Genomic DNA, 21,730 nt, shown 5'->3' on the forward strand with positions numbered 1-21,730 from the left:
GAGCCCAGGATTTAATGTATATTTATTTTGGGCTATTCACCAACGGCTTATATTATGATGTAATGCGCAGTCAAATTTGCGAAACCCTGCGCTATCACGCATTTTCAATAAATCCAAGTCCAGATAACTAACATAGCTCACAGAGTGGCTGTAGAAAGATTCTGCAATTTGAATGAATGACTTACACTCGCAAATAATAATTTAAAAGTATAGGAACAGATAGATGTCAGAGGGCACACAGAATAGTACCCATTTCGGTTACAAAACAGTTGAAGCAGAGCAGAAAGCCGATATGGTAGCTGGTGTCTTTCATTCTGTAGCAGCCAAATATGACATCATGAATGATGTCATGTCCTTTGGTATCCACCGCATGTGGAAACGCTTTACTATTGAAAGTGCCGGTGCTCGTCCAGGAATGAAAGTACTTGATTTAGCTGGTGGTACAGGTGATCTAACAGCAAAATTCTCTCATCTTGTTGGTGATAAGGGTCAGGTCACTCTTGCTGACATTAACGACTCTATGCTTAAAGTTGGTCGTGAAAAGTTAAGAGACAAGGGTATCGTCGGCAATGTGAACTATGTTCAGGCCAACGCAGAAGCACTACCGTTTCCTGACAACCATTTCGATATCATTACTATCGCCTTCGGCTTACGAAATGTCACAGATAAAGATTCGGCAATTCGTTCTATGCTACGCGTGCTTAAGCCGGGGGGAAAACTACTCATTCTTGAGTTTTCAAAGCCTCAACACGATGTCATGCGTAAAATTTATGATCTATACAGTTTTAAAATTTTGCCAAAGATGGGCTCACTCATCACTCAAGATGCCGAAAGCTATGAGTACCTGGCCGAGTCAATCCGCATGCACCCAGACCAAGATACCCTAAAAGGTATGATGGTTGATGCAGGTTTTGAGCAGGTTGAATACACCAATATGACAGATGGAATTGTTGCGCTACACAAAGGCTATAAATTCTAATTGGGAAACGTATGATACGTGAATTTGCACTATTACTTAGCGCTGGATTAGAAACGGCTCTTAAGCAGCTTGTAGACCAATCTCCTGATGAATACGCCAAATTGCGCTCCATTCACGGAAAAGTACTGTGCATTCAATTGAGCCAGCTCAGCTGGCCTCTTTATTTAGTTTTCGCCCGCGAAATTCAAGTTTTAGGCCGCTACGAAGGGGAAGTCACCACTCGCGTCAATGCCGATATCACAACACTATATCAGCTGACTGAAGGTGCTAACCTCACTGAGCTAATCAAAGAAGATAAGCTCAGTATCGAAGGTGATCTCAACCTACTTCAAACATTTAGCCATTTCATTCAACACGTTGAATTCGATTTCGCAGAGCCCATATCAAAATATCTGGGCGATGCCCCGACGCACCTGTTAACTCAAGGCGCTAAGCAAACTAAAAGTGATATTGCTAAAGTATTCACTAAGAGTCGCTCTCATATAGGTCAATTAACCACCGAAGAGTATAAGCTCGCTCCCCATAAAATCGAATTTATCCATTTAAGTGATAGAATCGAAGATCTTGTGGCAGATATCGATGCCATGGAGAAACGGATTAACCACTTACAAGACAGGGCTAAAGCTAAAACATGACGGCAACCAGTATCAGGCGAGCTTACCAGGTAATAAAAACCTCCCTCCACTATGGGCTAGATGAATTAATACCTTCTAAAATTAAGCCTTGGTACTTCAGACTGCTTCGTTGTAGTTTTTTTTGGATAGCCAATAAGCATAAAGATAAAGTCGGTGGTGAACGCCTGAAGCTTGCAATGCAGGAGCTGGGCCCGGTTTATATCAAGTTTGGTCAAATGCTTTCGACGCGTCGCGACCTGCTTAACGATGAGTGGGCCGAAGAGCTGAACATGCTACAGGATAGGGTTCCTCCTTTCGATTCAGCCATAGCCAGAGAGATGATTGAAGCTGAGCTCAATGCCCCCATCGAAACCTATTTTGAAGACTTCGATAACACTCCCTTAGCGTCGGCCTCTATCTCTCAGGTACATACCGCCACACTGAAATCGAACGGTAAAGCTGTCGTCCTCAAAATTCTGCGCCCCAATGTTGAGAAAAACGTCCATGCAGATATTCAACTCATGTCGCAGGCGGCGAACTTTCTCGAAACGCTCTTAGGTCATGGGAATCGTCTGCGTCCAGCGGAAGTCGTTGAAGATTACCGCACCACCATTGAGGGCGAATTAAATCTAAAGTTAGAAGCCTTGAATGCGATTAAGCTCCGCAACAACTTCTTAGAGTCTGGCACTCTCTACATTCCCTACATGTATGAGGACCTCTGTTTCACCCGATTAATCGTGATGGAGCGGATCGATGGTATTCCTGTTTCGGATATGGCGGCGCTCAAGGCACAAGGTACCAACCTACAACTCCTGGCTGAACGAGGCGTTGAACTATTTTTCACCCAGGTATTCAGAGACAACTTCTTCCATGCAGACATGCATCCGGGCAACATATTCGTAAGCCGTGAACATCCGGAAGACCCATATTACATAGGTTTAGACTGTGGCATCATGGGGACCCTTTCCGAAGAGGATAAGCGCTACCTGGCCGAGAACTTCCTCGCCTTTTTCAATCGAGATTACCGCCGCATCGCTCAGCTCTATATAGAGTCGGGCTGGGTATCTCCAGATACCGATATTGGCGCCTTCGAACAGGCCGTAAAAGTGGTTTGTGAGCCAATGTTCAATAAACCCCTGGATGAGATATCTTTCGGCCATGTGCTGCTGGAACTGTTCCGTACCGCTCGTCGTTTCGATATGGTGGTGCAGCCTCAGCTCGTCTTGTTAGAAAAAACCTTGCTCTATATCGAAGGACTAGGTCGTCAGTTATATCCGCAGCTCGATCTATGGAAAACGGCAAAACCCTTCCTGGAAGAGTGGATGTCGGAACAGGTCGGTCCCAAAGGGATGGCTAAAAAAATTAAACAAGAGCTACCTTACTGGTCAGATAAACTGCCCGAACTGCCAGAGTTGGTTTATGACAACCTGAAAATGGGCAGAAATTTTGTTAAATCACAGAACCAGATGCTGGATAGATACCTTAAACAGCAACAGAAAGCCCATAAAAGTAACTACCTTTTACTTACGGCAGCGGTTTTAGTGATCTGTGGCACTCTTTTGTTGAATCAAAACGCTACACTATGGGCCTCTTATGGCTGTATCTCCGCGGGCACCGTTTTATGGTTACTCGGATGGAGATCGAGACCTAAGAATCGCAAATTTTAGCTAGCACTAAATAACCAAAGGTTCATAATAGAACCAGTATTTAAAATTGAGGATTACCCATGGGTGGCATTAGTATTTGGCAACTTCTTATCGTTGCTTTAATCGTAGTTTTATTATTTGGAACAAAAAAACTTCGTTCATTAGGTGGTGACCTAGGTGGCGCAGTTAAAGGCTTCAAGAGCGCGATGTCTTCTGAAGAAGAGAAGAAAGCCATTGAAGACTCTGCATCTGAGAAAACAGCTCAGACTGAAGAGAAAAAAACTGAGTCCAAGGATAAAGATAAAGAACAGGTGTAATCCCTTATGTTCGACGGTATCGGCTTTATGGAGCTACTGTTGATCGGTATTTTGGGGCTGGTTGTACTTGGCCCTGAAAGACTCCCGGTTGCAGTCCGCTCAATTACAGGTTGGATCCGAGCCATGAAACGTATGGCAAACTCTGTGAAAGATGAACTTGAGCAAGAACTCAAGATTGAAGAACTGCATGCTGATCTTAAAAAAGCTGAAAGTCAGGGCCTCAAAAATCTCTCTCCCGAGTTACAGGAATCCATCGATCAATTAAAAAGTGCAGCTCAATCTGTTAATCGTCCCTACAAGGTAGAAGATATCTCTCCGGCCAGTTCGTCTGCGCCTGTGGATCCTGCACCTACAGAGACAAAAACAGCTGAGACCAGCGCGAATTCTGAAAAACCGAACGGGTAGTCCATGTCGCAACAGCAGCCGCTAATTAGCCACTTGCTCGAATTACGTAACAAGTTGCTAAAAGCCATTGGCAGTGTACTTCTAGTGTTTATCGCTATGGTCTATTGGGCCAACGATATCTACCACTACATGGCAACACCGTTAATGGAAGTTTTGCCAGATACAAGCAGCATGATTGCAACCGATGTCGCTGCTCCGTTTTTTGCTCCATTTAAACTTACACTGGTACTGGCATTTTTCATCGCTATTCCTTATGTGTTATATCAGGTCTGGTCATTTATTGCCCCTGGACTGTATAAGCATGAGAAGCGCCTGATGATGCCGCTTCTGGCCAGTAGTACACTTCTCTTCTATCTGGGAATCGCTTTCACTTACTACATCGTTTTCCCGGTAGTATTTGGCTTCTTTACCAGTGTTGCTCCGGAAGGTGTTCAGGTTGCAACTGATATCAGTAGCTATCTGAGCTTCGTACTTAAACTTTTCTTTGCTTTTGGCTTAGCTTTTGAGATCCCAATTGCCGTCATACTCCTATGCTGGGCTGGTGTGACGACTCCTGAAGAACTTAAAGCAAAACGTCCCTATATCGTTGTCGGTGCCTTTGTTGTCGGTATGATGCTGACGCCGCCAGATATCATTTCTCAGACAATGTTAGCAATTCCTATGTTGATATTATTCGAAGGGGGATTGATTGCGGCTCGTTTCTACAGTAAAAAGGATGATGAAGACGAAGAAGAGCAAGAGAAGCAGGATAAACCTGGCCAGGAAAGCTAAATAGATACACGCTAATTAGTTGACCATGGCGCGCTCAAATATCATAAAGGAACATATTTATGCGCTTAAGTTGGATCACAGCGGCAGTCATTCTGGTATCGACAAATGCTAATGCAGGCGTCGAACAGGAGCTATTAGCGTGCGCTATGAAGTCAGACAAGCTGGACCGTTTAGTCTGTTTCGATGCGTTAGCCGAAACAGTTAAAACATCTCAAAGCAGTACAAGCGCAGCATCCGCTGCGCCTGTCGTTGCGACGGCAACTGTCCCGGCAGTTGCAGTGTCTCAATCGACTCCCGCCACACCAACCACTTTGCCAGCGACGCTTCCTAAGAGTGCGGAAGATGAGTTTGGTGGCAATTTCAAGACCGAAGAGAAGAGCCTCGAAAAGCTCTATATGGAAGTAACCTCCGTAAAGAAAGATCCCTATGGCGCTCTGAAGATAAGCTTCAGTAATGGCCAGGTTTGGAAGCAGAGCGACAGCCGCCATTATAAGCTGAAGGCCGGTCAAACCGTTTATGTTGAAAAAGCCGCGCTGGGTTCTTTCGTATTAGGTACCGATACTCGTAACGCTACGATTAGAGTCAAGCGAATCAAGTAATGTCGGAACACATAGACATCGCTGTCAACTTGATTGGCAGCGCCCTCGAAAAAAATATTGATGATGTAATTCAACGAGCGGCAGACCAAGGTGTTTCGCCGCTAATTGTTATCGGCAGCAGTCTGAGCGAAAGCGAAAAAGCTATCCAATGCTGTCAGCAACACCTAAACCAACTCTATTGTACTGCTGGCGTTCATCCCCATCACGCCAGTGAATGGCATTCCCAAAGCGGCGAGACACTAAAGCAACTGGCGAGTGAAAGTCAGGTCGTTGCCGTAGGTGAATGCGGCCTGGATTACAACCGGGACTTCTCACCGCGCCCGATGCAACGACAAGCCTTCACAGAACAATTGGCCCTTGCCGTCGAACTCAAAATGCCTGTACTAATGCATGAACGCGATGCCCACGCAGATTTCTTAGCCATAGTGAAAGAGTATCGCAGCGAGCTTACCGGCGCGCTGCTGCACTGCTTCACCGGGGACAGAAAGAGCATGGAGTCCTATCTCGAGTTGGATATGCACCTTGGGATCACTGGCTGGGTCTGTGACGAGCGCAGAGGCCTGGAGTTGGCTGAGCTGGTTATCGATATTCCGGATAATCGTATCTTAATCGAAACCGACAGTCCTTACTTGCTGCCAAGAAGTATGCGCCCTAAACCTAAATCCAGTAAGAATGAACCTCAATATCTTCCCTATATCTCCCGATACATTGCGAAGCTAAGAGGTCAGGACGCCGAGCAATTCTCTGCACAGACCTATCAAAATAGTATCGACTTTTTTGGGCTAAAGATTTGATTAGGTCTCTCGGTTTACTTCTACTGACTCTCATCATGCTGTTCTCTACCGGAGTCCGGGCAGAAACCATTCTCGCCATCGGTGGTGAAGAAGAGAGCGTGCTCGAACTCTCCCCCTGGCTCTACTTCTCTCCGGCCAATGAAGGGGAGGAGTTTGAGCAGATAAAAAGATTAAGCTCAAACCAATGGCACCGTTTAACCCCCAAATACAATAACCACATTGGCATCGATCCTTTTTGGGTCAAATTTAGTGTCTACAATTACGAAGAGGTGGAGTTGGACCGTATACTCTCACTCGCAAATCCTCATATTGACAGAATAGAGCTCTATCACCTGGTTCAGGGCAAGATAATTGACAAGGTGGTGATGGGCGATAGCCTCCCTTTTTCTCAAAGGCCGCTGATCAATAATATTTTCCTCTACCCCTTCGAGTTAGAGTCAGAGAAGCTGCATACTTTCTACCTTAAGATTGAGACCGAAGGAAGCGCATCATTACCCTTGAGTTTATGGTCACAAAGCGCCTTTGCCAAGAATATTGAAGCCACCTCATTAACTCATGGTTTTCAGCTCGGAGCCTTGACGGCTATCGGTATATTTAGTCTTTTTATCGCGATAACTTCCCGCTCATTTAGCTACAGTTATTACTCCGGCTATGTACTCTCTGTCACCCTACTGGTTGCCACTCTGCATGGCTTCGCATTTCGGTTTATTTGGCCGATGTGGCCGGCCCTGCAACAGTTAATGGTCCCACTACTTGTTCCACTGACGATGTTTTTTGCGCTGCTCTTTACCGAAAAAGTCCTCCAGCTTAAATACCATAATGTCCGCATGTTGCGGATCTGTCGTTATGGTGCAGCCTATGCGCTCTTGTTGACCTTAACGACGCCTTTTTTAGACTATGTGCTTGCCCTATATATCAACATCATTTCTGTGCTGTTCATTACCGTATTATTGATGGGAATGGCTGTTATCCAGGCATTCAAAGGACATAAACTCGCTAAATTATACACTCTTGCCTGGGGCGGCATGTTAGCCGGCTCCTTCATCACAGGATTGATGTATCTAGGCTTTATTGAGCTTCCTATTAAACATCTCACGCCTGTAATGCTGGGGTTAATGTTTGAAATTTTATTTATGGCTGCCATCTTGGCAATTCGTTATAACGACGAACGAAAAGCAAAACTCAGGATCCAACAAGAAGCATTGGTGCAGGCACAAAGGATCAGACAGACTCGAGAAGAGGCCCTGCTCATAGAAGCCGATAGCAATGAGAAACTCGAACAGATGGTTCAGGAGCGTACCTTAGAGCTGGAAATAGCACTGAGAGAATTGAACGAAGCCAACCAAAAACTCACCGAGCAAGCTACGGTAGACAGTTTAACCGGAGTTAAAAACCGGGCGGCTTTCGATAAGCGATTACTCGCCGAGGGGCGACTCAGCCGCAGACAGCAAACCCCTATGGCCATCTTGATGTTAGATATCGATAGATTTAAATCCATTAATGACACCTATGGCCACTTAGCCGGCGATCAGACCCTGAGACTCATCGCGCAGACATTAAAAGAGAATTTAAAACGTCCAGCGGATCTGGTATCACGTTTTGGTGGCGAGGAATTTGCTATCATATTGCCTAATACAGCCGAAGAAGGGGCTGTACTGGTCGCAGAGTTGATACGAAAAACGGTTGCCGAACTCCCTATCCACTGGGAAAATAAAACCATCCCACTCACCATAAGCATAGGTGTGAGTGCGGAGATCATTAATACCGAAAATCAACCAAACAACTTATTAGAACAAGCGGATAAAGCACTTTATCGCGCAAAGAATAATGGGCGAAACTGCGTGATGGTTTATACGCCAGAGCCTTAATAAAAACTAAAACCACACCTTAAGAGTTTGGCTTTGCAGATGAGCTATGGTCACGAATGAAGTTTAAATATCTACTCTGCATTTTCAAAATCTATGGATATAAGTTAGGAGTCGAATGTGAATATTATTACTAGTGCTTTCCCTCAGCGTAGAATGCGCCGCATGCGTAAACATGACTTTAGCCGTCGTTTAATGGCTGAAAACCAGCTTTCGGTGAATGATTTAATCTACCCTATGTTTGTATTAGAGGGTAACAATCGTACCGAAGAGATCGCTTCTATGCCGGGGGTTGAACGCTACTCTATCGATCTTTTGCTTAAAGAAGCCGAAGAGATCGTCAAGCTGGGAATCCCGCTGATTGCACTTTTCCCAGTGACTCCGAGTGAAAAGAAAACCCTCATGGCCGAAGAGGCTTATAACGCCGATGCTCTGGCGCAACGTGCGGTTCGTGCACTCAAGGAAGCCTTCCCTGAGCTGGGTGTCATGACTGACGTCGCCTTAGACCCATTCACGACTCATGGTCAAGATGGCATCATCGACGAAGATGGCTATATTCTTAATGACATCACTACCGAAATATTAGTTAAGCAGGCGCTGTCTCATGCCGAAGCGGGTGCCGACATTGTTGCCCCATCCGATATGATGGATGGTCGTATCGGTGCGATTCGCCAGGCACTCGAAGAAGCCGGTCATGTGAACACTCAGATCATGGCATACTCGGCTAAGTATTCATCAAACTATTACGGACCATTTCGTGATGCCGTCGGCTCTGCGGGTAACCTAAAGGGTGGTAATAAACACAGCTACCAGATGGATCCGGCAAATAGCGATGAGGCTTTACATGAGGTTGCCCTCGATATTCAGGAAGGTGCAGATATGGTCATGGTTAAGCCTGGCATGCCTTACCTCGATATCGTAACCCGGGTTAAACGAGAGCTTGCCGTACCAACATTCGCCTATCAGGTCAGTGGTGAATATGCCATGCATATGGCTGCCATCGAGAATGGCTGGTTGGCCGAAAAAGCCATCGTTATGGAGTCGCTACTCTGCTTTAAGCGTGCCGGCGCAAATGGCGTCCTGACTTACTTCGCTAAGCGAGCTGCTCAGTGGCTAAAAGAGGATGAAGTGAAGTAACTTAAACTCACTTTAGCTCTAATCGAAAGCCGCATTTATGCGGCTTTCCTGTATCTGGCCCTCAAAAAAGCACCTTAAATTTATGTTTCTCCAGTGTTACTGATAGCTAACAATTTAACAAGTTTCTCCTTATGCGATACAAGAGCGTGAGCTGAAGTCCCGATCACAAATATAGACAGTGATCCAGCTAGCATGATCAAGCGTAGATTCTTTTAAATCTGGCAGCGAAATGATTGAATGGTGGTTCACTCGTTTCATTTGACTCTAGTTGAACTCCCGGAGTCTGAGGTATTATCATGAACACCAACGTCAAGGCATTACTTGCCACAACAGCCCTATTTTTTAGCTGTCAAACATTAGCTGAAAGTGGTTGTGCATTCGAAGACAAGCAAGATGGCTTTATTGCCACATGCAGCGAGGAGAAACAAGAAGTGATATTAACAGGAGCCGTTGAAGCCCAAACCTTAGTTACCGAACTCAGTGACTTCAGCGAAGGTTATAAAGAGTATAAAGTCGATACAGCAGCGATTTCCCCATTGAAAAATCTGAAAGAGCCTACGGAAATTGTCGTTATTATCGGCACCTGGTGTCCCGATTGCCACCGTGAAACGCCACGCTTTATCCGCATAATGGAAGAGCTCAACAACCCTAATATCAAGGTCACCTATATCGGTGTCGATCGTGAGAAAGCCGACCCTAAAGGATTAGCCGCTCAATATGAGTTTACTCGTATCCCAACCTTTATCGTGATGCAGAAGGGCGAAGAGGTCGGTCGGATTATTGAGAAACCAGAACAGTCTTTAGAGAAAGACTTAGCGGCAATGTTTAAGTCTTAGTCGTTTAAAAAAATAAAAAAGGCCGCAGATGCGGCCTTTTTAGTAAATGAATATAATTAGAACTGGTAGCGTGCAACCAACGAGAAGAATCGCTCCTCTTGACGGTCAGTGACTCGACCATAATCAGGATTTAACTCCAATCCATCTTCCCCGTCACGCGTTCTTGTTTCTACTATATTTGTAGCCGTATCGGTATTAAGTACATTATAAACGGTTCCTTTGACGGTAAAGTCTCCACCAAATAGATCTGTCATATAGGTTAACGAGAGATCTAACTTAGTCACCCATGGGAGGTTCCCTTGGCTACCACGCGGTGCAGGATCTTCGTTCTCATCATAGAAACTTGAGTGGCCATAGTAACCCTCACATGCATCCCAAACATTACCTTCTTCACAGCTATCAACACCTAAAGGATGGCGGCCGAGATAGTTTTGTGGACGGCCGGAACTGATGCTTGTAACAAAACCAAAAATCAGCTCTTCGGTAATATCATAGCTACCATTGAACTTGAAGACATGAGTGTGATCATTTGGCAGATCGCCGTATGAATGATCCATGATGTCACCATAGTCATAAGAGGTAGTCCAACCCGGATCGGCTTGGTTATTATCGGTTTTAACAAGCCCTTCAGTGTTGCCCCAGTTATCAGACAGGGTATAAGAGGAGTTGATTCTGAAATCTTCGGTAACATTGCCATCGAGTGTTAACTCTAGTGCCAGATAATGACGTTGCATCCCAGGAAGGGCCATCTCCTCAGGAGAAAGCGTTACATTGTCAACTTGACCATCGCCATCGAAATCTTTGGCAATAGTTAAGCTCTCTCCTGGGTTATGTAAAAACCAGGTACTACCGACTGAATCATAGCCTAACTCGGCAAGCTTCTTATTTAACGGAGAAGTGATATCTGAATCTTCTACGCCACGGCCAAGGTCTCGCCAGATCACTCGAGCACCTGCAGACATGGTATCGAACACTTCTTGCTGATAACCGACAGTAAATTCATCTGAATACATAGGCTTCAAAGTTGTCGATGCTATTTCACCTGCATTCGAATCTGAGCTGTCTTGCTGTACATAGGTATCTCTTAGCAGCTCACCACGACTCGGAGAGCCATCTGGTAACAATACTGGATAGCCATTCACATCCACTTCATCGAAGGCATAGAAATCGATAAGGTCACTCGCCGAACTTCCCTGAGTAATGTTCATGTTTGCCGAAACCGGTTGGTAATATCGTCCATATGTCGCAAACACTTTGGCACTACCATCACCATGAAGATCATAGATAGCTTGCAGTCTTGGCGCAATCTGGTTGTCAAAATCGACATAGGCTGTACCATCTGACATGGTATTTTCCGATTGGGTATACCTCAGTCCCATATTCAGGACTAAGCTATCAGTTGCCTGCCAGGAGTCGTTCACGTAGAAAGCGAGTGCACTAACATCTGAATCGGTGAATCTGTCTCTTACTCGACGTTGGATGTAATCTTCTCCGGGAGCCGCCCCAGAGATGCTACCTTCACCGGCAGTTCTGATTTGCCACCACCCCGCACCTTCATCGATACCATTAGGCGTTTCTAAATACTTTACGGCGACATTGGTATAGTCGACCCCAAAGCTGATCGCATGCTCTTCCAGATCCCAATTAAAGTCTATTCTTGCCTGATCGCGGGTATACTCTTCATTATATAGCGTTGAATTCGTTTCTTGACTTAACTTCACCCAGCCATCGCGTCCGTCCCATACCGATGGGTCAGTAGAAGCCGGAACCGTATTCTCTTCTTGGACCACACGACCAACGACTGCCGATACGGAGAAGTTATCTGAAAGGTAACCGTTGTAGTTTAAGCTATAGAGTTGACCACCGTCCTCGCCAGGAGAATCAACCCCTTTCTGTGCGCCTATCTCATCAGTTTCCCAATCATAGGCATATGTTGTGGTTGTCCAGGTACGCTTGTTATTCATGGCCATGAAACCGATAGAGTGATCTTCTGTCATGTACCAGTCTAACTTAGCAAACCAACGATCTGATTCACGGTCTCTTACTGAAGTTGTCGTTTGTCCTGACCACTTGGACTCCTCCTTACGTGGCTCGTAGAGCCCATAATAAAACAGTGAGTCTTCTACTATCGCCCCACTGACCCACAGTTTTGCCTGCTTAAAGTCATAGCTATCCTGTGCGGTGACATCCTGCATTACACCGTTGTAATCATAGATTGAATCTTGAGTAGCGCGAAGCGAAGATGGGTCATATCGAATTTCTCCACCAAACTTAAACTCGTTATCACCAGACTTAGATACAGCATTGACAATACCGCCCAATGCTCCTCCAAATTCAGGACTTACGCCACCAGTCTTAATTTGAGTTTGAGAGATAGCTTCCCATGGTAGGGACAATGAGCTTAAACCGGTCTTAATATTAGTAATATTAAGACCGTTTAAGAAATAAGCATTTTCAGCGGAAGATGACCCACCAAAACTAGATGCACCATTAAAGTTTGATCCACCAGCAGCCGCAGTACCCGGAGCAAGTAGAGCAATATTTTCAAAACCTGAGTCCACAGGCATAGTATTAAGCTCTTCCTGGCTAAAGGTCACCCCGGAAGTAGAAGAAGAGGTATCGATTCTACGGATCATGCTGCCCGTAACAGCGATCCGCTCAACGTTATCAACTCCCACGGCTGTCAATTGGCCATCCAAAATAACCGGCTGTCCAATAACAACCCTTACACCAGACTCTTGAGTCTTAGTGAATCCGTCTTTTGTAATGCTGACGTCATAATCACCAACGGGAACATTACGTAAGAAGTAATCACCCTTTTCATTGGTTTCAACTGTATATACTAAACCTTTGGTCTTATGTTTCAGCGTGATAGTCGCATTAGATACTGTCGCTCCTTCGCTGCTAACGATATGACCTTTTACGATACTGGTATCGGCAGCCATCACTCCCGGTGCCGACATCATCAATACTGAACCTACGGCGATCGCAGCAAGCGTTTTTCTTGGTGTAAATCGCTTAAGCGCATTACTTCCAGACATAATTTATTCTCCCTTAAACCTTCTCTGAGTAAGCACTTAGCAGAAATATTATTAGTAGATGTGGGTACAAAACGAGCCAAGTGCAACAAAACGATAACACAGCTTACATATTTTATACAATCTGCAATATCCAAGTTGAAGTTGAATACGCCCTGATCTTGCCATCTACATGGAGATCGAAAAAGCGCCAGATAAAGAGAGGTAGCGGAAGATTTTATGGTTTCAACACAAGTATAGGCTGGGTGAACTTGAGAAATATTCACGTTGACGCTGGTGCTGGTGCTGGTGCTGGTGCTGGTGCTGGTGCTGGTGCTGGTGCTGGTGCTGCAAATGAGAAAAGGGAGAGGGATAAAGTCAACGACTCACTACTTGATTCGGTTTGCCAACCTCTGTAGCACCCCTTCTCTAAGCGCGCCGCCAGAAAGGTTAAGCTTTTCAATTTCAAGAAGCTCGAACAGGGCCAGTAGTATGGATATGCCGGCGGCAAAAGTCGGTGCTCTTTCTGGGTGTAATCCGCTAATGTCCCGCATCGAGATATCTTCTTGCTCTAAGATCTCTTGCTTCAGAGTGTTGAGCACAGCAGGAGTGATACTTGCTGATTCATTGCGATGATTCAGTAACTCAACCACAGATTGCACACTGCCGGAAGCTCCGACAACACAATGCCAACCTAAAGCCTTCAGTTCAGTTAAATATTGCCCCAAAACGGCTTTAACTTGCGACTCGGCATCGTCGAAATCTAACTGTTGGAATGGAAAGGAGTTAAAGAAGCGTTCATTGAAAGTCACGCATCCCATAGAGAGACTGGTTTTAAGCAAAACCTTATCATCGTCACCGATAATAAATTCGGTGCTAGCGCCCCCGATATCGATCACCAGTCGACGACCTTCCGCACACGTAGTCGCAACCATACCTTGATAGATAAACTCGGCTTCCTGCATACCTGAGATGATCTCAATAGGGTGACCAAGAATGGGTAAGGCGCGTTGGCAAAAATCATCCGAGTTGCCGATATGTCTGAGTGTTGCAGTTGCAATAACGGCAACATTATCAGGGGCAACACCCTCCTCCTTCAGCATTTTTGCAAACATAGCCAAGCAATCCAATCCTCGGTTCAGCACCTCTTCACTTAAGGTACCATCGCCTTGAATTCCTTCGGCCAGTCTGACTTTGCGTTTATATTTAGCAATAATTTCAGGTTGGCCACCAAGTGTCTTGGCAACCAACATGTTGAAACTATTCGAACCTAACGTAATCGCTGCGTATGGAGGAGTATTTGACATCTATCGCATGCTTACGAGTGTCTGCGAGTTTTGTCGTGACGACGTGGGGCGTTACGATTGCCACTACGTGGCTTTCCACCCGAGCCAGAACGTCCCTGAGGTCGACTGTTATGCTTTCTGTGTACTCTGACAGGAGCTGGAATGTCATCCAGTAACGCTTCGCTATCATAGTTAGTCACAGGAATAGTGTGATTGATATACTCTTCAATTGCAGGCAAGTTCAACGCATACTCTTCACAGGCAAAACTAACCGATACACCTTTCTTACCCGCGCGACCCGTACGGCCAATGCGGTGTACATAATCTTCGCAATCATCGGGAAGATCATAGTTATATACGTGAGAAACATCTGAAATATGCAAACCACGAGCGGCTACATCGGTAGCAACCAGAACATCAAGTTTTCCTTCGGTGAACAGCTCAAGAATACGAATACGTTTCTTTTGTGGAACATCGCCGGTCAATAATCCAACTCGGTGTCCATCGCCTTCTAACCAAGACCATAATTTTTCACAGCTGTGTTTGGTATTTGAGAATACAATCGCCTTGTCCGGCCAATCTTCCTCGAGAAGGGTAAGCAACAGACGCATCTTCTCATCCATAGATGGATAGAAGATCTCCTCTTTGATGTTCTTAGAGGTTTTTTCGTTCGGTGCGATTTCAACTTTCTCTGGCTCATTCATATGATCATAAGCCAGCTCCTGCACTTTCATCGACAGAGTAGCAGAAAACAGCATATTCAGACGCGACTTGGCATCTGGCATGCGTCTGAAAAGGAAACGAATATCTTTAATAAAGCCGAGGTCAAACATACGATCGGCTTCATCTAAAACGACAGCTTGAATTGCACTGACGTTAATGATTCCCTGACGAACATAATCTATGATACGGCCAGTAGTTCCGATAAGAATATCGACACCTTTATCCAGCACTTTACGCTGAACTTCATAACTTTCGCCACCGTAGACTATTCCGACTTTCAGTCCTGTGTGTTTAGCAAGCAGATCCGCATCTTTGGCGATCTGAATTGCAAGTTCACGAGTGGGGGCCATAATAATCGCTCTGGGCTGATTAAGCTGGCGGCCTTCCGGAATAGGGGTGGTAAGCAGGTGATTGAACGTGGCAACAAGAAAAGCTAACGTTTTTCCCGTGCCAGTTTGCGCTTGACCCGCAATATCTTTTTTCTGAAGAAGAATAGGTAGAGATAACGCTTGAATAGGCGTGCAGTATTCAAAGCCGCTCTCGTTAAGTGCTGTTTTTATCTCTGTTTGAAGAGAAAAGTCGGCAAACTTCTGATTAGATAAATGTGTTTCGCTCATAGCGGCAGCATACCAGTTGGGGTTGCAATAAGAAACTCAATCGTTTGAAATAGCGACTAATAATAAAAAGTAGCTTTAAAGTCGATTAATTCTACCTTGAAAAGTTTTTTTCAAACCCAATATACAGGTTAAGCCATTAACAAACCAGCAATGGCAATCTAACTGGAGAACATCATGAGCGACAAAATTGTATACCTAAGTGACGACAGCTTCGAAAATGACGTAATTAACTCTGAGCTACCAGTGATCGTAGATTTTTGGGCTGAGTGGTGTGGCCCTTGTAAAATGATTGCCCCAATCCTTGATGACGTTGCCGAAGAGTATGCAGGTAAGGTCACCATCGCTAAGCTGAATGTGGATCAAAACAATGTATCGCCAGCTAAATACGGCGTTCGTGGCATCCCAACTTTGCTTATTTTCAAGAACGGCGAATTGGCCGGAACAAAAGTTGGCGCGCTTTCTAAAACTCAACTGAAAGAGTTTATCGACGCCCAGCTATAGTCTTGGATAGCAGCAGTTCTACAACATGAATTTTTATGTTGTAGAACAAGTTTCAGCCCCTTAGGTGACACCTGACACAGCGTCAACAAGAAAATCAGTCTGGTTTGACTAAATTTCTAGACGCACCGCGACTATAGTGCTACTTTAATAACCACGGTATTTCAAACAAACCACATCTCGCTATTCGATCAATATCCTTTATTTTATTACCCGTTGATCACAGATAGCATTTCTCGCATAAAAAGACCCTCCAAGATGAATTTATCAGAATTAAAAGACACGTCGATTTCAGACTTAGTACTACTAGCCCAAGAAATGAAAGTTGAAAATACTGCCCGTGCTCGTAAGCAGGACATTATATTTTCAATCCTTAAAGCCCACGCCAAAAGCGGTGAAGATATTTTTGGTGGCGGAGTATTAGAAATCTTGCAGGATGGATTTGGCTTCCTGCGTAGTGCCGACGCGTCTTACCTTGCAGGTCCCGACGATATTTATGTCTCTCCAAGTCAGATCCGTAGATTCAGTATGCGAACGGGTGATAGCATTTTCGGTAAGATTCGCCCACCTAAAGAAGGTGAACGTTATTTTGCACTACTGAAAGTCTCCGAAGTCAACTTTGACAAGCCAGAAAACTCCCGTACCAAAATCCTTTTCGAAAACCTGACTCCACTGCACGCAGAAGAACGTATGCGTATGGAACGTGGTAATGGTTCGACAGAAGATATTACCTCAAGAATTCTCGACCTCTGCTCACCTATCGGTAAAGGTCAGCGTGGTTTGATTGTTGCGCCGCCTAAGGCTGGTAAGACACTACTTCTTCAGAACATGGCTCAAAGTATCACCTACAATAATCCCGATGTGGTATTGATGGTTCTGCTAATCGATGAGCGTCCGGAAGAAGTCACAGAAATGCAGCGCATGGTTAAAGGTGAAGTCATTGCTTCTACCTTCGATGAGCCAGCCAGCCGTCACGTACAAGTGGCAGAGATGGTAATCGAGAAGGCAAAGCGTCTTGTTGAGCATAAGAAAGATGTCGTCATCTTACTCGATTCAATCACGCGCCTCGCTCGTGCATACAACACAGTTATCCCATCATCGGGTAAAGTACTTACCGGTGGTGTCGACGCTAACGCACTACATCGTCCTAAGCGTTTCTTCGGTGCGGCTCGTAACATCGAGCACGGCGGAAGCTTAACGATTATTGCAACTGCGCTAGTTGATACGGGTTCTAAGATGGATGAAGTCATCTACGAAGAATTTAAAGGTACGGGTAACCAAGAGTTACACCTATCCCGTAAAGCTGCTGAAAAACGCGTCTTCCCAGCCATCGACTTTAACCGCTCGGGTACTCGTCGTGAAGAGAAGCTAACCACGCCGGATGAACTGCAGAAGATGTGGATCCTACGTAAGATTCTTAATCCGATGGATGAAGTGACAGGTATGGAGTTCCTTATCGATAAATTGGCTATGACCAAGACTAACGATGAGTTCTTCAAGGCAATGAAGCGTGCTAAGACTTAAGAGTTCCTAGGTTCTAAAAAGCATAAAGAAAGCCGCACATGTTGCGGCTTTTTTGTGTCTGGAACACTTATGTCTATTTTCCATGGATGGATAAAAATAGACGTTGTGTCAGGCCATCAATGTTCCAGACATCGATTGGCATTTCCTCCATCCTTTGGGGTCAGAACACACCAAAGGCTCCTAGGTTCTAGGTTCTAGGCTCTAGGCTCTAGGTTCTAGGCTCTAGGCTCTAGGTTCTAGGCTCTAGGCTCTAGGTTCTAGGTTCTAGGTTCTATAGACTAGCCCCTAGCTTCCAGCCTCTGCCTACACCTTTCTCTCAGCATATCTCTTAATAACAAGATAACTGGCGTGACATGCTCTCTTCCTGGGCATACAAGATAGAGATCGGCCGATTCACCTTGATAATCTGTCATCATTGGTACCAGTCTTCCACTGGTAATATCCCCCTCTAAATCCAGAGAGGATTTGTAAACAACACCTTTACCAGCCACTGCCCAGCGCCTTGCAACCTCAGCGTCATTACAGGTACGATTCCCCGTGACTCTGACCTTAAATTCACGGCCATTCTTGCTGAATCGCCACTGATCATGAGTCCGTTCTTCTAACATAAAAAACAAACAGTTGTGATCTGATAACTGATCGATTGTGGTGACCTCACCATACTTGGCGATATATGCTGGAGAGGCACAGAGTAGCCTTTTCACTTTAGCTATCTCAAAGGCGACTAAGGATGAGTCTTTGGGCGTACCTAAACGCAGTGCCACATCGACTTTATCATGATAAAAATCAGATAATGTATCGCCGATATGTAGCCTAAGCTTGAGTTCAGGATATTGATCCATAAACTCATCTAGCCAAGGCAGTAAAACGTGGCGACCCACATCCGATGGCACAGCAAGACTGACGACACCAGAGATCTTCTCCCTCACGTCATTAACCGCTTGCTGGCCCAGCGCTAAGTCTGATAATGCTCTGCGACAATGTATCAGATAACGTTCACCGGTATCGGTAAGCCTAAGGCTTCTTGTGCTGCGAATAAACAAGCTGGTTCCAAGTTGTTTCTCTAACCGCTTAAGTGCTGCACTCGCCGTAGCCGGAGAGAGTTCTAACTCTGTAGCCGCGGCCGTGATGCTGCCACAATCGGCAACCCGAACAAAAAGCCTTAGATCGTTTATCTGCATGGTGTTAGGCCTAAATTAATACCAGTATAAGCATCATGCTATGAGGTCTGCATAAAAAAAGAAAGCCTGCTTTAAAGCAGGCTTTATACCAATGGCTTCACTTCAGACTGTAATTAAACGAGTGCACCCGCCATCTTACGTCTAAGATAAGCTATCTGCTGCATGTGCGGTAGATCTTTGGGACAGTTATCCTGACAACCTAACAGGGTCATACAACCAAATACACCATCCTGATTACCGATAACATGGTAGAAATCTTCCACGGTGCGCTCATCACGGCTATCCAGCTCGAAGCGTGCAATTTTCATCATACCTACAGCGCCGACAAAACTGTCACGCATCTGCTTAGTCGCACAGGCTGAGACACAGACACCACACTCGACACAACGCTCTAACTCATACAGCTTAGCCGCTTCTTCCGGAGCCATTGGAGCTTCGAGACGATGCACGTCGACATCATCTAAGTTAGGTTGTAGCCATAACTTAAGACGTTCGGCGAGTTCACGCATAAATTTCCCCGTATTAACCGACAAGTCGCCGATTAATTCGAAGCCAGGCAGTGGCATCAGAGTAATTTCGCCCTTGGGATATTTACTGGTTAATGTACGGCATGCCAGTGTCGGGAAACCATTGATCACCATGGCACAGCTACCACATATTCCTGCCCGGCAGACAAAGTCGAACTGCAGAGAGGTATCTTGATGTTCACGCAACATATTGAGTGCGATAAACACGGTCATTCCCGGCGCTTCTTCGAGCTGGTATTTCACCATCTTAGGCTTGTCACCCGGCTCTTGAGGGTCGTAGCGAAAAATATTAAAGGTTAATGTGCGGCCCTGACTCATAATGCTTGCTCTCCTTCAGACTCTTCTCCAGGCACGGCTGAGGCAGGTCTATCTAAGTTGTCACATAAGCGTTCATTTCTCGCCATCAAAGCTTCAGGAACTTCGAATGGCATCAATGCTTGCTGACGCTGATAACGATCGGCGTCATCTCCCAGCTCACTTAAAATTTTAGTGATCTCTTTTTCGCGCTTATCGGTATCGGGATGGGCAATCGCATTGTTAATCCCATAGCCGCGATATCCGGGTGGCAACTCCATCTTCATCACATCGAGCTCTTCGTAGTCTAGCTCAGGTGTGAGTGCATTTTCATCGGGCCAGCTGGACAAGGTTCTGTTCAACCAGTCTTTATCGTTACGTTGCGGGAAATCTTCTCGAGCGTGAGCGCCACGACTCTCTGTTCGCGCTGCAGCGCCACAGGCAACCGTCAATGCGACCTTAAGCATGCGCTTCACGCGCAGTGCTTCGACCAACTCAGGGTTCGCGTGGCGTTTCTTACACTTAAGGCCTAAGTTTTTGGCACGCTTCAATAACGCTTGAAGCTCAGTCACAGCCTTCTCTAACTCAGGGCCATTACGGAAGATACCGACATAGTTCATCATGATCCGTTCCATCTCTTTTCTCAAAGCGAATGGACTCTCAGTTCCCGGACCTTCGACAAGTTCATCTATCTCATTACGTACCTTGTCCACAAAGGATTCGGCCAAACCAGTGTTGATCTCTAAGGTATTTTCCTGACAGAAATCGGCTACATATTTACCGATAATCATGCCGCCAACTACAGTCTCGGCCAGCGAGTTGCCACCCAGACGGTTGAAGCCATGCATGTCCCAACAAGCGGCTTCGCCCACACTGAATAAGCCTTTTAGCTGAGGGTTTTGTCCTGTTTTATCGGTGCGTATACCACCCATAGAGTAATGTTGAGTCGGGCGAACCGGGATCCAATCTTTTGCAGGGTCGATACCTAAGAAGCTCTCACAGATCTCTTTCACTTCACGCAGGTTGGTTTCGACATGTTTACGACCAAGAAGCGTAATATCTAACCACAGGTGAGGACCATAAGGGCTATCGACCCCCTTGCCTTTGCGAATATGTTCGGTCATACGACGTGATACGACATCACGGGAAGCGAGTTCTTTCTTTTCAGGCTCATAGTCCGGCATAAAACGGTGGCCATCTTTATCTCTTAACAGGCCTCCGTCACCACGACAACCTTCGGTTGTCAAAATACCGACCGGCACGATGGCGGTTGGATGGAACTGTACCGCCTCCATATTGCCAAGTTTTGCCACACCGGTTTCCAGCGCGAGCGCCTGCCCTATTCCCTCACAGATAATAGCATTGGTCGACACTTCATAGATGCGGCCATAGCCCCCGGTTGCAATCGTGGTCGACTTGGCAATATAGGCCCGAAGCTCGCCCGTTATCATGCAGCGGGCAACGACACCATGACACCGCTTGCCGTCGTGAATAAGGGATAATGCCTCGACTCTTTCGTGAACGGGTATGTCGAGAGAGATGGCTTTGTTATCGACGGCATAAAGAAGTGAGTGACCGGTACCATCGGCGGTATAACAGGTTCGCCACTTTTTAGTACCACCAAAGTCCCGCGCATTAATCAGACCATGAGCCTCTTCGGCCTCTTCGATAGTCACCTTTTCGGCGTTAACGACCACCTGACGAGGGCCTTTAGTCACACGTGTCCACGGCACCCCCCAGTTCGTTAGCTCACGCACGGCTTTAGGAGCACAATGAGCAAACATCCTTGCCACATCCTGATCGCAGCCCCAGTCAGAACCTTTGACCGTATCCTGAAAATGGATATCTTCATCATCACCCATACCTTTAACGGTATTTCCAAGACTCGCCTGCATACCACCTTGAGCGGCTGCAGAATGCGATCGTTTTGCAGGAATAAGTGATAACACTACAGTGTCAAGGCCACGCTCTTTAGAGGCGATAGCAACTCTGAGTCCGGCCAGTCCAGCTCCGACTACTAAAGAATCGGTATATATCAGTTTCACACTTGCTCCTTACATAGGGCTTGAGGGCTCATTATTTTTATCATTTCAAACTAAT

At 45.8% G+C, this 21,730-nt stretch carries 20 protein-coding genes; 14 read left to right on the top strand and 6 right to left on the bottom strand.

Going from position 1 to position 21,730, the window contains the following annotated elements:
* The first annotated feature begins 223 nt into the window (after positions 1-223).
* From ubiE to SSED_RS21390, 11 genes are all read left to right on the top strand, one after another.
* Complete coding sequence (ubiE, locus tag SSED_RS21340) at positions 224-979, top strand: bifunctional demethylmenaquinone methyltransferase/2-methoxy-6-polyprenyl-1,4-benzoquinol methylase UbiE (RefSeq protein WP_012144430.1); 756 nt, start codon at positions 224-226, stop codon at positions 977-979.
* 11 nt (positions 980-990) lie between these two features.
* Positions 991-1,614, top strand: coding sequence for a ubiquinone biosynthesis accessory factor UbiJ (locus SSED_RS21345; protein WP_012144431.1), 624 nt, complete (start codon positions 991-993; stop codon positions 1,612-1,614).
* Complete coding sequence (ubiB, locus tag SSED_RS21350) at positions 1,611-3,260, top strand: ubiquinone biosynthesis regulatory protein kinase UbiB (protein ID WP_012144432.1); 1,650 nt, start codon at positions 1,611-1,613, stop codon at positions 3,258-3,260. The genes SSED_RS21345 and ubiB overlap by 4 nt, the downstream gene beginning before the upstream one ends.
* 59 nt (positions 3,261-3,319) lie before the next feature.
* The gene (gene tatA, locus SSED_RS21355) at positions 3,320-3,556 is read left to right on the top strand and encodes a Sec-independent protein translocase subunit TatA (RefSeq protein ID WP_012144433.1); all 237 of its coding nucleotides are present in this window, start codon (positions 3,320-3,322) and stop codon (positions 3,554-3,556) included.
* A gap of 6 nt (positions 3,557-3,562) precedes the next feature.
* On the top strand, positions 3,563-3,961 hold the full coding sequence (gene tatB / locus SSED_RS21360; protein WP_012144434.1) for a Sec-independent protein translocase protein TatB: 399 nt from the start codon (positions 3,563-3,565) through the stop codon (positions 3,959-3,961).
* A gap of 3 nt (positions 3,962-3,964) precedes the next feature.
* Positions 3,965-4,732, top strand: coding sequence for a twin-arginine translocase subunit TatC (gene tatC, locus SSED_RS21365; protein WP_012144435.1), 768 nt, complete (start codon positions 3,965-3,967; stop codon positions 4,730-4,732).
* A 59-nt stretch (positions 4,733-4,791) separates the two neighbouring features.
* Positions 4,792-5,331 (top strand): hypothetical protein, encoded by a 540-nt coding sequence (locus SSED_RS21370; protein WP_012144436.1) that lies wholly within the window; start codon positions 4,792-4,794, stop codon positions 5,329-5,331.
* The gene (locus tag SSED_RS21375) at positions 5,331-6,125 is read left to right on the top strand and encodes a TatD family hydrolase (RefSeq protein ID WP_012144437.1); all 795 of its coding nucleotides are present in this window, start codon (positions 5,331-5,333) and stop codon (positions 6,123-6,125) included. The genes SSED_RS21370 and SSED_RS21375 overlap by 1 nt, the downstream gene beginning before the upstream one ends.
* 35 nt (positions 6,126-6,160) lie before the next feature.
* Positions 6,161-7,993, top strand: coding sequence for a sensor domain-containing diguanylate cyclase (locus SSED_RS21380; RefSeq protein WP_012144438.1), 1,833 nt, complete (start codon positions 6,161-6,163; stop codon positions 7,991-7,993).
* 117 nt (positions 7,994-8,110) lie between these two features.
* Positions 8,111-9,127, top strand: coding sequence for a porphobilinogen synthase (hemB, locus tag SSED_RS21385; protein ID WP_012144439.1), 1,017 nt, complete (start codon positions 8,111-8,113; stop codon positions 9,125-9,127).
* Positions 9,128-9,423: 296 nt separating this feature from the next.
* On the top strand, positions 9,424-9,963 hold the full coding sequence (locus SSED_RS21390; RefSeq protein ID WP_012144440.1) for a thioredoxin family protein: 540 nt from the start codon (positions 9,424-9,426) through the stop codon (positions 9,961-9,963).
* 56 nt (positions 9,964-10,019) lie between these two features.
* Here SSED_RS21390 and SSED_RS21395 read toward each other — a convergent pair whose 3' ends face one another.
* Positions 10,020-13,004 carry a TonB-dependent receptor gene (locus SSED_RS21395; protein ID WP_012144441.1) on the bottom strand — a complete coding sequence of 995 codons (2,985 nt, stop codon included), beginning with the start codon at positions 13,002-13,004 and terminating at the stop codon, positions 10,020-10,022.
* An 80-nt stretch (positions 13,005-13,084) separates the two neighbouring features.
* Here SSED_RS21395 and SSED_RS24885 point away from each other — a divergent pair, with 80 nt between their 5' ends.
* Positions 13,085-13,399: a hypothetical protein gene (locus SSED_RS24885; RefSeq protein ID WP_041421845.1), complete on the top strand. Its 315-nt coding sequence runs from the start codon at positions 13,085-13,087 to the stop codon at positions 13,397-13,399.
* Here SSED_RS24885 and SSED_RS21405 read toward each other — a convergent pair.
* Both SSED_RS21405 and rhlB read right to left on the bottom strand, forming a co-directional pair.
* Positions 13,370-14,287, bottom strand: coding sequence for a Ppx/GppA phosphatase family protein (locus SSED_RS21405; protein ID WP_012144442.1), 918 nt, complete (start codon positions 14,285-14,287; stop codon positions 13,370-13,372). The two genes, SSED_RS24885 and SSED_RS21405, sit on opposite strands and share 30 nt — an antisense overlap.
* A gap of 11 nt (positions 14,288-14,298) precedes the next feature.
* Complete coding sequence (gene rhlB, locus SSED_RS21410) at positions 14,299-15,606, bottom strand: ATP-dependent RNA helicase RhlB (RefSeq protein WP_012144443.1); 1,308 nt, start codon at positions 15,604-15,606, stop codon at positions 14,299-14,301.
* A 174-nt stretch (positions 15,607-15,780) separates the two neighbouring features.
* Between rhlB and trxA the strand changes: the two genes are divergently transcribed.
* Complete coding sequence (gene trxA / locus SSED_RS21415) at positions 15,781-16,107, top strand: thioredoxin TrxA (protein WP_012144444.1); 327 nt, start codon at positions 15,781-15,783, stop codon at positions 16,105-16,107.
* A gap of 255 nt (positions 16,108-16,362) precedes the next feature.
* Positions 16,363-17,628, top strand: a complete 1,266-nt coding sequence (rho, locus tag SSED_RS21420) for a transcription termination factor Rho (protein ID WP_012144445.1) — start codon at positions 16,363-16,365, stop codon at positions 17,626-17,628.
* 278 nt (positions 17,629-17,906) lie between these two features.
* Here the strand turns inward: rho and SSED_RS21425 are convergent, their stop codons facing one another.
* The 3 genes from SSED_RS21425 to SSED_RS21435 form a co-directional block, all read right to left on the bottom strand.
* On the bottom strand, positions 17,907-18,809 hold the full coding sequence (locus SSED_RS21425) for a LysR family transcriptional regulator (protein WP_012144446.1): 903 nt from the start codon (positions 18,807-18,809) through the stop codon (positions 17,907-17,909).
* A gap of 113 nt (positions 18,810-18,922) precedes the next feature.
* Positions 18,923-19,654, bottom strand: a complete 732-nt coding sequence (locus tag SSED_RS21430) for a fumarate reductase iron-sulfur subunit (protein ID WP_012144447.1) — start codon at positions 19,652-19,654, stop codon at positions 18,923-18,925.
* Complete coding sequence (locus SSED_RS21435) at positions 19,651-21,675, bottom strand: fumarate reductase flavoprotein subunit (protein ID WP_012144448.1); 2,025 nt, start codon at positions 21,673-21,675, stop codon at positions 19,651-19,653. The genes SSED_RS21430 and SSED_RS21435 overlap by 4 nt, the downstream gene beginning before the upstream one ends.
* Positions 21,676-21,730 lie beyond the last annotated feature (55 nt).

The sequence above is a fragment of the Shewanella sediminis HAW-EB3 genome, assembly GCF_000018025.1.
In the GTDB taxonomy this organism is placed as follows: domain Bacteria; phylum Pseudomonadota; class Gammaproteobacteria; order Enterobacterales; family Shewanellaceae; genus Shewanella; species Shewanella sediminis.

Excerpts from the sequence above, each read along its gene's own strand:
- SSED_RS21345 (WP_012144431.1), top strand. The coding sequence starts at position 991 with ATGATACGTGAATTTGCACTATTACTTAGCGCTGGATTAGAAACGGCT.
- tatA (WP_012144433.1), top strand. The coding sequence starts at position 3,320 with ATGGGTGGCATTAGTATTTGGCAACTTCTTATCGTTGCTTTAATCGTA.
- tatB (WP_012144434.1), top strand. The coding sequence starts at position 3,563 with ATGTTCGACGGTATCGGCTTTATGGAGCTACTGTTGATCGGTATTTTG.
- SSED_RS21390 (WP_012144440.1), top strand. The coding sequence starts at position 9,424 with ATGAACACCAACGTCAAGGCATTACTTGCCACAACAGCCCTATTTTTT.
- SSED_RS21425 (WP_012144446.1), bottom strand. The coding sequence starts at position 18,809 with ATGCAGATAAACGATCTAAGGCTTTTTGTTCGGGTTGCCGATTGTGGC.
- rho (WP_012144445.1), top strand. The coding sequence starts at position 16,363 with ATGAATTTATCAGAATTAAAAGACACGTCGATTTCAGACTTAGTACTA.
- SSED_RS21370 (WP_012144436.1), top strand. The coding sequence starts at position 4,792 with ATGCGCTTAAGTTGGATCACAGCGGCAGTCATTCTGGTATCGACAAAT.
- rhlB (WP_012144443.1), bottom strand. The coding sequence starts at position 15,606 with ATGAGCGAAACACATTTATCTAATCAGAAGTTTGCCGACTTTTCTCTT.
- SSED_RS21395 (WP_012144441.1), bottom strand. The coding sequence starts at position 13,004 with ATGTCTGGAAGTAATGCGCTTAAGCGATTTACACCAAGAAAAACGCTT.
- SSED_RS21405 (WP_012144442.1), bottom strand. The coding sequence starts at position 14,287 with ATGTCAAATACTCCTCCATACGCAGCGATTACGTTAGGTTCGAATAGT.
- tatC (WP_012144435.1), top strand. The coding sequence starts at position 3,965 with ATGTCGCAACAGCAGCCGCTAATTAGCCACTTGCTCGAATTACGTAAC.
- ubiB (WP_012144432.1), top strand. The coding sequence starts at position 1,611 with ATGACGGCAACCAGTATCAGGCGAGCTTACCAGGTAATAAAAACCTCC.
- ubiE (WP_012144430.1), top strand. The coding sequence starts at position 224 with ATGTCAGAGGGCACACAGAATAGTACCCATTTCGGTTACAAAACAGTT.
- SSED_RS21430 (WP_012144447.1), bottom strand. The coding sequence starts at position 19,654 with ATGAGTCAGGGCCGCACATTAACCTTTAATATTTTTCGCTACGACCCT.
- trxA (WP_012144444.1), top strand. The coding sequence starts at position 15,781 with ATGAGCGACAAAATTGTATACCTAAGTGACGACAGCTTCGAAAATGAC.
- SSED_RS21380 (WP_012144438.1), top strand. The coding sequence starts at position 6,161 with ATGCTGTTCTCTACCGGAGTCCGGGCAGAAACCATTCTCGCCATCGGT.
- SSED_RS21375 (WP_012144437.1), top strand. The coding sequence starts at position 5,331 with ATGTCGGAACACATAGACATCGCTGTCAACTTGATTGGCAGCGCCCTC.